This window comes from Gordonia tangerina (assembly GCF_021556435.1).
GTDB lineage: Bacteria > Actinomycetota > Actinomycetes > Mycobacteriales > Mycobacteriaceae > Gordonia > Gordonia tangerina.
Genome location: NZ_JAKGCU010000028.1, coordinates 1 through 12740 on the forward strand (window position 1 = coordinate 1; position 12740 = coordinate 12740).

Below are 12740 nucleotides of genomic sequence, written 5' to 3' on the forward strand. Positions count from 1 at the left end.
GGGCGGGCAAGGGTGTGCGTCCGGGGTCGACGGCGGCGGGTGGGATGAGCCAGGGGTGGCGGTCGGTGCCGAGGAACACGTCCCAGCCGTTGTGGTGGATGTCGGTGTGGCAGGCGGGGCAGAGTAGGCAGCTGTTGTCGAGGCTGGTGTCGCCGCCGTCGATCCAGTGGGTCAGGTGGTGGGCTTGGGTGCGGTTGGCGGGTGCGCCGCATTTGATGCAGCATTCGTCTCGGACGTGCAACGCTTTTCGGATGTGTGGTGGGACGAATCGTTTCTCGCGGCTGATGTCGAGGGGGACGCGTTCGTCGTCGACGAGCAGGGTGGTGGTGGCCGCGTCGCAGGACAGTCGGCGCAGGGTCGCTTGGGTGACCGACCCCAGGAGGTCGAGTTCGGCCAGGGTGGGGGTGTCGGCGGGGATGGTGAGGAGGAGTTGGGTTTTGGGTGCGGCGCTGGCGATGTCGCTGGGCATGCGGGCGGCGATGTCGAGGATGGTGTCGAGGGCGTCGGCGTGGCGGCGGGCGATGGTGCGGGGGTCGCGGGAGCCGTCGGGTTGGGGACGGGGTGCGCTGAGGGCGTTGAGGGCGGCGCAGAGTTTTTCGCCGACTTCGAGGTCGAGGCTGGCCTCGAGGTGGAGGCGGCCGTCGGTGTCGCGGTGGTGGGTGAGTTCGTTGAGTTGGCGGTCTTCGGCGGCGGGTGGGCCGTTGGTGCCGGCGGCGAGTTGGTTGCCCAGGGTGCGGGCGCGTGTGTCGATGTCGGCGGGGGTGGCGCCGGAAAAGTATTGTCCGAGAAGATCGGTCACATGGGTTAGACGCAGTGCGTCGTCGATTGGTTCCGCCGATCTGCCGGCGATATGGCTGACTCCGCGCACGATGGCGTCGAGGTGTTCGGCGGGGATCGCGGCGTCGGCGGCGTGTGCGTGCAGGGTGGGCAGTGTGTCGAGCGAGGAGGCGATACGCAGCAGGCGTTGGGCCACCGATGGTGCGAATCCCATCACGATGAGCAGTTCACGGGTACTGCGGCCGTGGTCGCGGGCCACACCGAGTCGGTCGAGTTGTGCGGCCAGGCGGGCGGCGTGATGATCGATGAGGTTGCGTAGCGCCAGGATCTGACCCATGGCGTCGAAGGTGGCACGCCCCGACAGGTCATCGCAGCGCAGCTCGCGCAATACCGAGACCAGCGCAGACAACTCGGTAGATGGAGGTAGCTCCGCAGATACAGACACTTCAGCGATGACAGACATGACGACTCCCCAGCAGATACGACAACGGCACCGGTGTAACCGGTGATGCAGGCGGCCGTTCTGGGTTTCCTACCGTGCCGAGCAACGCATTCGCTCCTGTGCGTGCTTATCCGGTCCGGTATATCGTCATCATCTCGGCCTGCTGGCAACCAAGGTATTCGAACTCGCGTTCGAAGTCAAGCGAACGGCTTGACTCACGTAATCTGCCCGCGAAACGCCCTCGGTGCCTCACATAGGTTTGCCCGCGAAATGGTGATCGTCGGGGGATGGGAAGTGGGTTGTCGATGCGGTCTCGGGCCGAGGTGACCAGCAGGTTCGCGCGGGAGTATGTGAAGGCGTCGAAGAAGGACCGGGGCCGGATCCTCGATCAGGTGGTGGAGGTGACCGGTTGGTCGCGCGACAACGCGCGGCGGCGGTTGACTGCTGCCGCGCGGCTGTCGCCGGGCACGGGGCACGCGGTGGCGGTGCGTGAGCGCACCCCGCGCTCGCCGAAGTACTCCTACGACGCGTTGAAGGTGTTGCAGAAGGTGTGGGCGGCCTCGGGTGGGCAGTGCGGCAAGTACCTCGTGGTATCGATGCGCGTGCAGCTCGATGCGCTGGAGCGGCACGGCGAACTTGTTGCCGGAGTGGACCGTTACAGCGCGAGTGTGCGTGCGGAGTTGTTGTCGATGTCGGCGGCGACCATCGACCGCTACCTGCGAACCGCCAAGGCCAAAGACCAGATATCGGGTGTGTCCACGACCAAACCGTCTGTGTTGCTGCGCAATTCGATCACCGTCCGCAAGGCTGGTGATGAGGTGGAGGCCGAGGCCGGGTTCTTCGAGGGCGACACGGTCGCCCATTGCGGCCCGACCCTCAAAGGCGAGTTCGTGCGGACGTTGAACCTGACCGATGTGCACACCGGGTGGGTGTTCACCCGCAGCATCCGCAACAACGCGCACACCCATATCCTCACCGGACTCAAGACTGCTGTTGAGGAAATCCCTTTTGGGGTAACAGGTTTGGACTTCGACAACGGTAGCGAGTTCCTCAACCATCCGGTGATCGAGTGGGCCGGCGGCCAAGGCATCTACTTCACCCGGTCACGGCCGTACAAGAAGAACGATCAGGCCACCATTGAATCCAAGAACAACCACCTCGTGCGCAAGTACGCGTTCTACTGGCGCTATGACACCGACACTGAACGGGCCGCGCTCAACCGGCTGTGGCGGCTGGTCAACGACCGGCTCAACTACCTGACCCCGACCATCAAACCCGTCGGATTCGCCTCCACCGCCAACGGCCGCCGCCGCCGGGTCTATGACGCCCCGGCTACCCCGTTCGACCGCCTCCTGGCTGCTGACGTGCTCAGCGCGGCCCAGCGCGCCGAGCTGTGCGCCTACCGCGACTCGCTCAACCCCGCCCAGATCGGTCGCGACATCGCCGCACTTCAAGACCAACTTCTCCTGCTGGCCAAAGACAAAACCGAGCAGCTCCACCTCGCGCAGTTCCCCTCCGCACTACCCGATGTTCGCAAGGGTGTTCGAGTACCAGCCGGCTGACAGCTTTCGCGGGCATTCCTATCTGAGGCATGAGTCGGATTTCGCGGGCAGTTTGACGTGAGGCACTACGGCGAACGGCTTGACTCACGTAATCTGCCCGCGAAACGCCCTCGGTGCCTCACATAGGTTTGCCCGCGAAATGGTGATCGTCGGGGGATGGGAAGTGGGTTGTCGATGCGGTCTCGGGCCGAGGTGACCAGCAGGTTCGCGCGGGAGTATGTGAAGGCGTCGAAGAAGGACCGGGGCCGGATCCTCGATCAGGTGGTGGAGGTGACCGGTTGGTCGCGCGACAACGCGCGGCGGCGGTTGACTGCTGCCGCGCGGCTGTCGCCGGGCACGGGGCACGCGGTGGCGGTGCGTGAGCGCACCCCGCGCTCGCCGAAGTACTCCTACGACGCGTTGAAGGTGTTGCAGAAGGTGTGGGCGGCCTCGGGTGGGCAGTGCGGCAAGTACCTCGTGGTATCGATGCGCGTGCAGCTCGATGCGCTGGAGCGGCACGGCGAACTTGTTGCCGGAGTGGACCGTTACAGCGCGAGTGTGCGTGCGGAGTTGTTGTCGATGTCGGCGGCGACCATCGACCGCTACCTGCGAACCGCCAAGGCCAAAGACCAGATATCGGGTGTGTCCACGACCAAACCGTCTGTGTTGCTGCGCAATTCGATCACCGTCCGCAAGGCTGGTGATGAGGTGGAGGCCGAGGCCGGGTTCTTCGAGGGCGACACGGTCGCCCATTGCGGCCCGACCCTCAAAGGCGAGTTCGTGCGGACGTTGAACCTGACCGATGTGCACACCGGGTGGGTGTTCACCCGCAGCATCCGCAACAACGCGCACACCCATATCCTCACCGGACTCAAGACTGCTGTTGAGGAAATCCCTTTTGGGGTAACAGGTTTGGACTTCGACAACGGTAGCGAGTTCCTCAACCATCCGGTGATCGAGTGGGCCGGCGGCCAAGGCATCTACTTCACCCGGTCACGGCCGTACAAGAAGAACGATCAGGCCACCATTGAATCCAAGAACAACCACCTCGTGCGCAAGTACGCGTTCTACTGGCGCTATGACACCGACACTGAACGGGCCGCGCTCAACCGGCTGTGGCGGCTGGTCAACGACCGGCTCAACTACCTGACCCCGACCATCAAACCCGTCGGATTCGCCTCCACCGCCAACGGCCGCCGCCGCCGGGTCTATGACGCCCCGGCTACCCCGTTCGACCGCCTCCTGGCTGCTGACGTGCTCAGCGCGGCCCAGCGCGCCGAGCTGTGCGCCTACCGCGACTCGCTCAACCCCGCCCAGATCGGTCGCGACATCGCCGCACTTCAAGACCAACTTCTCCTGCTGGCCAAAGACAAAACCGAGCAGCTCCACCTCGCGCAGTTCCCCTCCGCACTACCCGATGTTCGCAAGGGTGTTCGAGTACCAGCCGGCTGACAGCTTTCGCGGGCATTCCTATCTGAGGCATGAGTCGGATTTCGCGGGCAGTTTGACGTGAGGCACTACGGCGAACTGTCGAAAATTGTTGAGTCTGCCGGCGACGGCCAGGTCAGCGCGATTTCTGTGCCTGTTTGACCAGATTTGCACCGACGATCAAGCGCTGGATCTCGCTGGTGCCCTCGTAGAGCCGCAACAGCCGGACATCCCGGTAGATCCGCTCCACCGGAACCTCGCGCATGTAGCCGCTGCCGCCGTGGATCTGGACCGCGAGGTCGGCGACCTTGCCGACCATCTCGGTGCAGAACAGCTTCGCGGCCGACGGCGCGATTCGGCGGTCCGTGTTGTCCACCCAGGCGCGGGCTGCCTCGCGCACCATGGCGCGGCCCGCCATCACACCCGTCTGCTGATCGGCGAGCATCGCCTGCACGAGCTGGAACTCGCCGATGGGTGTGCCACCCTGGGTCGCCGTCGCAGCCCAGGCGACCGACTCGTCGAGCGCCCGCTGGGCGGTCCCCACCGACAACGCGGCGATATGTACGCGGCCACGCGCCAACGAGGTCATCGCTGCCCGGTAACCGACATCTTCGTTCCCTCCGACCAGGGCGGTAGCCGGCACCCTGACATCGTCGAAATGGACATCGGAGGTCCAAGCGCCTTCCTGGCCCATCTTGCGGTCTTTGGCGCCCACGCTCACGCCCGGCGTGTCGGCGGGAACCAAGAACACCGCGATGCCGGTTCCGTTCTCGTCCTTGGAGCGGGTTCGCGCAAAGACCACGAACAGGTCGGCGATCGGGGCATTGGTGATGAAGCGTTTCTCGCCGCTGATGACCCAATCCGATCCGTCGCGAACCGCTCTGGTGCGTAGTCCGGCGGGATCGGAGCCGGCGCCTGGCTCGGTCAGTGCGAACGATGCGACGACCTCTCCAGAGGCGATCCTCTCCAGCCACATGGATTTCTGTTCGTCGGTACCGAACCCGACCAGGACCTGGCCGGCGATCCCGTTGTTGGTTCCGAACATCGATCGCAGCGCCAGCGAGGTGTATCCGAACTCCATCGCGAGTTCGACATCCTGGGTCAGATCGAGTCCTAGCCCTCCCCATTGCTGGGGAATCGCATAGCCAAACAGTCCCATTTCCTTGGCGGTGGCGCGGATGTCCTCGGGGATCGCATCGAGGTCGAGAATCTCCTGTTCCCGCGGGACGACCTTCGCTCGGATGAATTCGCGTGTCGCCGCGAGTATGTCGGCGAAGTCGTCATCGCTGACCTCGCGCTGGGCGGTGGTGTTCACGACACTGGTCATCCTCCCACTCTGACGGGTTCTGCGGTGCCGGTCCACATCGAACTCCCTCTCGCACCCTTAGCTGCTTTGTATGGATCGACGGGGCCGCCGGTGGCCGGTCGGCGGTAGATTCCGACCCATGGCTTCCTCTACACCTCAGAATCTGCTCGATGGACGAACCGCGGTGATCACCGGCGCCGCTCAGGGCATCGGCTTCGAGATCGCCCGGTGTTTCGTGGACGCGGGGGCGCGCGTCGTCCTCGGGGATCTGAACTTCGACGCCGCGACGGCCGCGGCGGGCGAACTCGGTGGCGCCGAGGTCGCGCGTGCGGTGCGATGCGACGTCACCGACGCGGGAGAGATGGACACCCTGCTCGCCGACGCCGTCGACAGCTTCGGTTCGTTGGACGTGATGGTCAACAACGCCGGAATCACTCGCGACGCGACGATGCGGACGATGAGCGAGGAGGATTTCGATCTCGTCGTCTCGGTTCACCTGAAGGGCACGTGGAACGGCACCCGCAAGGCGGCCGCGATCATGCGCGAGGCCAAACGTGGTGCGATCGTGAACATCTCGTCGCTGTCCGGCAAGGTCGGCATGGTCGGTCAGACCAACTACTCGGCCGCCAAGGCAGGGATCGTCGGCATGTCGAAGGCCGCGGCAAAGGAGATGGCACATCACGGTGTCCGGGTCAATGCCATTCAACCCGGGCTGATTCGCTCGGCGATGACCGAGGCGATGCCGCAGAAGGCCTGGGATCAGAAGATGGCGGAGATCCCGATGCAACGCGCCGGTGAGGTCGACGAGGTGGCCTCCGTGGCACTCTTCCTCGCCTCGGATATGTCGTCCTACATGACCGGAACCGTGCTGGAGGTGACCGGCGGACGGTTCATGTGACAACCATCAGATCCGATTATCGATCACCGAAAGGCGCACCATGAGAGACGTTGTCATCTGTGAACCCGTACGCACACCGATCGGTAGGTACGGCGGGATGTTCAAGAATCTCACCGCCGTCGACCTCGGGGTGACGGCGGTGCGGGGGATGCTCGATCGGTCGGGACTTGCTCCGGAGGCCGTCGAGGATGTGATTCTCGGACACTGCAACGGCAACAGTGAGGCACCGGCGATCGGGAGGGTGGTGGCGCTCGACGCCGGGTTGCCGGTCACGGTGGGCGGTATGCACATCGACCGACGATGCGGGTCGGGTCTGCAGGCCGTCATCCAGGCGGGTTTCCAGGTCGCGGGCGGTGACCACGATGTCGTCGTGGCAGGTGGCACCGAGTCGATGAGCAATGCGTCGTTCTACTCCGTCGATATGCGATGGGGTGGCGCCCGGTCGGGTATCGCCATGCACGACAGCCTGGTTCGCGCCAGGTCCACCGCCGGCGGCAAGAACTATCCGGTGCCAGGCGGCATGATCGAGACGGCCGAGAACCTGCGGGAAGAATACGAGATCAGCCGCACCGAACAGGATGAGTTGGCCGTCGAATCCCATCTCCGTGCGGTCCGCGCCCAGAAGGACGGCATCTTCGCGGAGGAGATCATCCCTGTGACCGTCGCAGGGAAAGGCGGCGAGCGAGTGATCGACACCGACGAGCACCCGCGACCGGATGTTTCTGCCGCCGTGCTGGCAAAGCTGAAACCCATCATGGCCAAGCAGGATCCCGACGCCACGGTGACTGCGGGCAACGCCAGCGGTCAGAACGATGCGGCCGCGATGTGTATCGTGACCACTCCCGAGGTCGCCGAGCGGCACGGGCTACGCCCGCTGGCGCGGCTGGTGTCGTGGGCGGCGGCCGGCGTCGCTCCGCGCACAATGGGTATCGGTCCTGTTCCCGCTACCGCGAAGGCGCTGGACAAGGCCGGCCTGTCGCTCGCCGACATCGACCTCATCGAACTGAACGAGGCCTTCGCCGCGCAAGCGTTGGCGGTCACCAGGGAGTGGGGATTCGGCCGCTTCGGTGCCGGCGGCGACTTCGACCGCACCAATGTGCACGGCTCTGGTATCTCACTGGGACATCCGGTGGGCGCCACCGGTGTTCGCATGCTGGCGACGCTGGCTCGGGAGATGGATCGCCGGCAGGTGCGCTACGGCCTGGAGACGATGTGCATCGGTGGCGGGCAGGGACTAGCGGCAGTCTTCGAGCGGGTGGCATAGCGCACCTTCGCAATCAGCGCCCATTCGACTCGAGGACCGTGCCGATCAGGTCCACGAAGGCCTGGCCGACCGGGGAGACAGTGGTGGGGTCGTAAGCAATCGCGAACGGACGGACGAATCGGGGCTGCACCGTCCGTACGACGGCGCGGTCGGCGGCGGCCTCGGCCATCGACTTCTCCAGCATCGTCCCACCGATGCCGGCGAGCACCATCGGGAGTCGTTCCTCCCGATGCTCGGAGAGGACGGCCAGCGGCGGTCGGGCCCCGGCGACGCGGATCGCCTCCTCGATCTCGTCGGCGACCGACTGGCCCCGCGGCACGAATACCATGGGTACCGACGGCAACTCCTCGAGGGGGATCGGGCCGTCGGGTACCTGGGTCCCGGGTGGATAGATGAGCAGGTACTCCTGTTCACCCACCACGACGACCTCGAGGTCGTCGCCGGCGATCGGCAGGTGGGCGACAGCGAACTCACAGTGACCGTCCTCGATCGCCGACGCGGCCTGGGTCTCGTCTCGGAGTTCGCCGAAACGTACCGTGACACCTGGGTATTCGGATCGGAAGCGGACCAGGAGGTCGACGAGTGGACCCGACGCCACCGACGGTACCGCGAGGATGTCGAGTCGCCCGGTCAACTCGTCGGAGGGGGCCGCCAGCAGATCTCCGACGGCATCGACGTCACGCACGATCTGGCGTGCCGGGCCCACCATGGACCGTCCGGCGGAGCTGAGTACCATGCCGCGTCCGATCCGGTGAAAGAGCTGTACCCCCAACTCCCGTTCCAGCGCTCGCAGCGCCTGCGAGACGGTGGGTTGGGCGACCCCGAGCGCGCCTGCCGCGCCCCCGATGCCCTGGTGCTCGACGACGGCGAGGAAGTACTCGATCTGACGTAGCTCCACAGAATCACCAATCACCGACGTCGGTCAGTTCGGCGGACGGCTGTGCGGGTTGGGTGCCGAAGAGGCCGCGTGCGACCGAGATGAAAGCCATCGCTGCCGGTGACGGCCGGCCCGAGCGCAACACCAGCCCGAATCCGCGGGTGAGCGGTGGTTCGATCCGAAACCGGAGTGCGCCGGGCATCTGTTGCCGCGCAACGATATCGGGGGCAACGGTGGCGCCGGTACCGCGAGTGACCAGGTCCCAGGTCGCGGTGGGGTGGGCGCAGTCGACGACTACATTGCGGCCGTTGTCGGCGATCACGTCGGCGAGCACCTCGGCAGTGCCCGGATCGGCCATGTCAAGCACCAGCGGGATGTCGCGAACATCGGTTCGGGACAGCGGATCCGGCAGGTCGAAGGCACGCTCCGGCGGGACCGCGAGGACGAGTTCCTGTGTGCCGAGCGGGATGGCCGTGAACGAGGCGTGGTCGGCCGAGGCGTCCATCAGACCGATCTCCGCATCCCCTCGGCGGAGCGTCGCGAGAACTCCACTCGGGCCATCGGCGGCCACGATGCGCGCGGCGAGGTGGCCGAAGCGTTCGCGGAAGACGCGAACGATCTCCACCATCGGATCGATGCTGAACGCGCTGTGGGTGACCACGTCGACGCGACCCGAGCGAAGCTCACGGACGGCGGCGACCCGTGCCTTGGCGCGGTCCACGTCGTCGAGGATGCGGCGTGCCGCGACCTCGACTTTGCGACCCGCTTCGGTCAGTTCGAGTCGTCGTCCGGAGCGGTCGAACAGGGTGACTCCGAGTCGGCGCTCCAAGGTTCGGATCGCCTGTGACAACGACGGTTGCGAGATGTAGAGCGACTGGGCTGCCTTCGTGATCCCGCCATGATCGACCACCGCGACGAAGTAGGTGACGAGGTGCAGGTCCACGGACTCATCGTACGGAGGTCTCGGTGACCGGTGTGCGCTCGGTCACCGGCGAGCGTTCACTTCCCGGTCCACCGGGGAGCGCGCTTCTCGGCGAAGGCGAGCGCGCCCTCCTGGGCGTCCTGTGAGGCGAAGACCGGGTCGATGTGGCGGCGCTGCTCGGTGATCAGGTCCGCGTCGGTGTAGCCGATCGCCATCGACAGGACCTGTTTGGTGGCGCGGACGGCCATCGGCCCGTTCGCGGCGACCGTCGCCGCGAGCTGTCGTGCTCCAGCGAGGGCATCGTCCGGCTCGGTCAGCCGGTTCACCAGCCCGAACTCGTGTGCGCGTGCCGCGCTGAGAGGTTCGCCGGTCAATGCGATCTCCATAGCGAGCTGGTACGGCAGGATCTTGGGCAGCCGCAACAAGCCGCCGGCAGCGGCGACCAGACCGCGCTTGACCTCGGGCAGGCCGAACCGCGCGTCGCGAGCGGCCACGATCAGGTCGGCGGACAGCGCAAGTTCGCACCCTCCGGCCAGTGCCCAGCCCTCGACGGCGGCGATGAGTGGTTTGCTCGGTGGGGCCTCCACGAGTCCGCCGAAGCCGCGGCCCGATACAAATGGACGCTCACCGCGGGTGAAGCCCTTGAGGTCCATGCCGGCGCAGAAGGTCCCGCCCGCGCCGGTCAGGATGCCGACCGTCAGGTCGTCGCGGGCGTCGAGTTCCTCGACGGCCGCCGCGATACCCTCGGCGACGTCGAGGTTGACCGCGTTCTTGGCCTCGGGACGGTTGATGGTGATGACGGCGACGCCGTCGGCGAACTCGGTGGTCACCGAACTCATCGGACACTCCTGTCAGCGGTGGGGGCGGCGGCAGATTGAGTCCGATTCCAGCGGACGGGCGAGCCTTCGGTCGGAGTGAGGACGCCGCGTTGTTCCAGGACGACGAGGTGCGCATGGGTCTCGCGCATGGCCATCCGCGCCAGGTCCGTGCCGAGCTGTTCGAACGGCCGCGACCATGTGACCGACCGGGTGATCTCCCACGCGGTGCTCTCCGGATTGTCGACGACCGCCGTGGTGATTTCCCGGAGTCGCTGTTCGTGGTGGTCGAGGAGGTCGGTGACACGGTCGGCGAGTCCGCGGAACCGGTACTCGTGGGAGGGGAGCGCCTCGAGGTCGGGGAGTTTTTCGGTGTGTGCCAGCGAAACGAGGTACTGGTCGAGCGGATTGTGGGCCTGGAACGCATTGGTCGAGACGTTCGGGCTGATCCGTGGCAGCAGGTGGTCGCCGGTGAAGATGACGCCGGCGTCGTCGTCGGCAAAGCACAGATGTCCGGCGGTATGACCGGGTGTCCACAATGCGCGGACGTTCCAGTCGGGCAGGTCGAGTGGATCGTCATGGTCGAGCTCGACGTCGATCGTGCGGCCCTTGGGCAGGCGGGCGATGTGTCGGAAGCCGTTGTCGACGACATCGGGTGCGCCCAGCGCCTCGAGCTCGTGTCGGGCCGTCGCGATCTGGCGCTCGAGTTCGGCCTCGGTGACGTGGTGCAGGTGGCGGGCATCATTGTGATGCATCGCCAGGACGGGATCGACGTGTTCGAGCAGCCGTGGCACCAGACCGAAATGGTCGGGATGCAGATGGGTGATCGAGACGTGTCGGACCTCGGTGATGTCGTGCCCGGTCGCATGGATTCCGTCGACCAACGCCTGCCAGGCGTCGTCGGATGGCCAACCGGTGTCGATCAGGGCGATGCCGTCGGGCAGCACCAGAGCGTAGATCAGGACGTACCGCAGAGGGTTGGGAGCCATCGGTACGGGGATGGACCAGAGTCCCGGGCGGACCTCCTCGACCGGCGGCAGGACCTTCTCTGCCCACGCCTCACGTTGACGATGTCCGGTGACCTCGATCGTGGTCATCTGCACCTCCAGATCGTCGCCCGCAGCTTCAGACAGTTGCGCGCATCAACTTCCATCCGACCACGTGCCCCGGATCGCGTTCAAAGTGGGTCCGGCTCACGCTCGATGAGGAACTGCCTATGCGCAATCACCTGCGTCAGGGAACGTACCGGTTGACGCGGTGGTCGTGGCCGGGCGATTGTTGCCCGGTGATCGACAACTCTGCGGGCCCGCCACTGGCCGGGATCACCGTCATCGCCCTGGAACAGGCGGTGGCCGCACCGCTGGCCACCCGCCACCTCGCCGATCTAGGAGCGCGGGTGATCAAGATCGAGCGGGTCGGCGAGGGCGACTTCGCCCGGGACTACGACGACGCCGTGCACGGTCTGGCGTCGCACTTCGTATGGCTGAACCGCGGCAAGGAGTCGATGGAGCTGGATCTGAAGACCGATGCCGGACGTGATGTGCTCCGACGGTTGATCGCGCGCGCCGACGTGTTCCTGCAGAATCTCGCGCCCGGGGCGGCGGCGCGGCTCGGATTCGGTGCGGAGGACTTACGTCGGAACAATCCCGGTCTGGTGGTGGTCGACATGTCCGGGTACGGCGACGCCGGACCGTACCGCGAGCGCAAGGCCTACGACATGCTCGTACAGGCCGAGACCGGGTTGATCTCGGTGACCGGTTCTGCCGACGAGGCCGCGAAGACCGGGGTCCCGACCTCCGACATCGCGGCCGGTATGTACGCGCTGACCTCGGTGCTCAGCGCCCTGCTCCGGCGTGCGACCACCGGCGCGGGCGCCGCGGTGGCGGTGTCGATGTTCGACGCGACGGTCGAATGGATGGGTCATCCGCTGTACATGCGGCTCTACGGTGACCGTCAGATCCCGCGTTCGGGGGTCGGCCATGCCGCGATCGTGCCGTATGACCGCTACCCGACACGTGACGGGGAGATCCTCATCGGCGTGCAGAACGACCGTGGTTGGCGGGTGCTGATCGACGACGTCTTGGGCCGCCCGGAGTTGGCCGACGATCCGCGTTATGCCACCAACATCGAGCGGGTCCGGCGGCGCGGCGAGGTCGACGACCTCGTCGCCGCCGAAACCAAGAGATTCACCACGGCCGAGCTCGACGAGGCCCTCGCGTCGGCCGGGGTACCGGCCGCCGAGATCCGCGAGCTCGACGGCGTCGTCGCGCATCCGCAGCTCGCCGAACGCGACCGATGGCGCGAGGTCGGTACCGAGGCCGGCCCGATACGTGCGGTACTGCCGCCGATGACCTTCGCCGACGTCGAGCTCCCGATGGGTGATGTGCCCGCGCTGGGCCAACACACCCAAGCCATCCTCGCGGAGCTCGAGGAGAACCACCGGTAACCCGACCGGACATCGCGGCCGGCA

General features: G+C 66.2%; 11 protein-coding genes. 5 read left to right on the plus strand and 6 right to left on the minus strand.

The annotated features are described in order from the left end of the window. On the minus strand, positions 1–1240 hold a 1240-nt coding region (locus tag L1892_RS21145; protein ID WP_235725738.1), incomplete at its 3' end, for an HNH endonuclease. Positions 1241–1506: 266 nt separating this feature from the next. Between L1892_RS21145 and L1892_RS21150 the strand changes: the two genes are divergently transcribed. Further along, entirely contained in the window at positions 1507–2781 is a 1275-nt protein-coding gene (locus L1892_RS21150) for a DDE-type integrase/transposase/recombinase (RefSeq protein WP_014928888.1), read from the plus strand. A 156-nt stretch (positions 2782–2937) separates the two neighbouring features. Beyond that, positions 2938–4212, plus strand: a complete 1275-nt coding sequence (locus L1892_RS21155; RefSeq protein ID WP_014928888.1) for a DDE-type integrase/transposase/recombinase — start codon at positions 2938–2940, stop codon at positions 4210–4212. Between the two features lie 112 nt (positions 4213–4324). Here L1892_RS21155 and L1892_RS21160 read toward each other — a convergent pair whose 3' ends face one another. After that, the gene (locus L1892_RS21160; RefSeq protein WP_235725742.1) at positions 4325–5515 is read right to left on the minus strand and encodes an acyl-CoA dehydrogenase family protein; all 1191 of its coding nucleotides are present in this window, start codon (positions 5513–5515) and stop codon (positions 4325–4327) included. Between the two features lie 118 nt (positions 5516–5633). Here L1892_RS21160 and fabG point away from each other — a divergent pair, with 118 nt between their 5' ends. Together fabG and L1892_RS21170 are read left to right on the plus strand one after the other, a co-directional pair. Continuing rightward, positions 5634–6392, plus strand: a complete 759-nt coding sequence (gene fabG, locus L1892_RS21165) for a 3-oxoacyl-ACP reductase FabG (RefSeq protein ID WP_235725743.1) — start codon at positions 5634–5636, stop codon at positions 6390–6392. 40 nt (positions 6393–6432) lie between these two features. Then, positions 6433–7656, plus strand: a complete 1224-nt coding sequence (locus L1892_RS21170) for an acetyl-CoA C-acetyltransferase (RefSeq protein WP_235725744.1) — start codon at positions 6433–6435, stop codon at positions 7654–7656. 13 nt (positions 7657–7669) lie between these two features. Here the strand turns inward: L1892_RS21170 and L1892_RS21175 are convergent, their stop codons facing one another. The 4 genes from L1892_RS21175 to L1892_RS21190 are packed head-to-tail and all read right to left on the minus strand — an operon-like array spanning position 7670 to position 11367. Continuing rightward, entirely contained in the window at positions 7670–8554 is an 885-nt protein-coding gene (locus L1892_RS21175) for a LysR family transcriptional regulator (RefSeq protein ID WP_235725745.1), read from the minus strand. 4 nt (positions 8555–8558) lie between these two features. Continuing rightward, the gene (locus L1892_RS21180) at positions 8559–9476 is read right to left on the minus strand and encodes a LysR family transcriptional regulator (protein WP_235725746.1); all 918 of its coding nucleotides are present in this window, start codon (positions 9474–9476) and stop codon (positions 8559–8561) included. A 56-nt stretch (positions 9477–9532) separates the two neighbouring features. Beyond that, a complete protein-coding gene (locus tag L1892_RS21185; RefSeq protein ID WP_235725748.1) occupies positions 9533–10294 on the minus strand; it encodes a crotonase/enoyl-CoA hydratase family protein in 762 nt (253 codons plus the stop codon). Continuing rightward, positions 10291–11367: an MBL fold metallo-hydrolase gene (locus tag L1892_RS21190; RefSeq protein ID WP_235725751.1), complete on the minus strand. Its 1077-nt coding sequence runs from the start codon at positions 11365–11367 to the stop codon at positions 10291–10293. Before L1892_RS21190 ends, L1892_RS21185 begins: the two co-directional genes overlap by 4 nt. 191 nt (positions 11368–11558) lie before the next feature. Here L1892_RS21190 and L1892_RS21195 point away from each other — a divergent pair, with 191 nt between their 5' ends. Next, positions 11559–12716 carry a CaiB/BaiF CoA transferase family protein gene (locus tag L1892_RS21195; protein ID WP_235725801.1) on the plus strand — a complete coding sequence of 386 codons (1158 nt, stop codon included), beginning with the start codon at positions 11559–11561 and terminating at the stop codon, positions 12714–12716. Positions 12717–12740 lie beyond the last annotated feature (24 nt).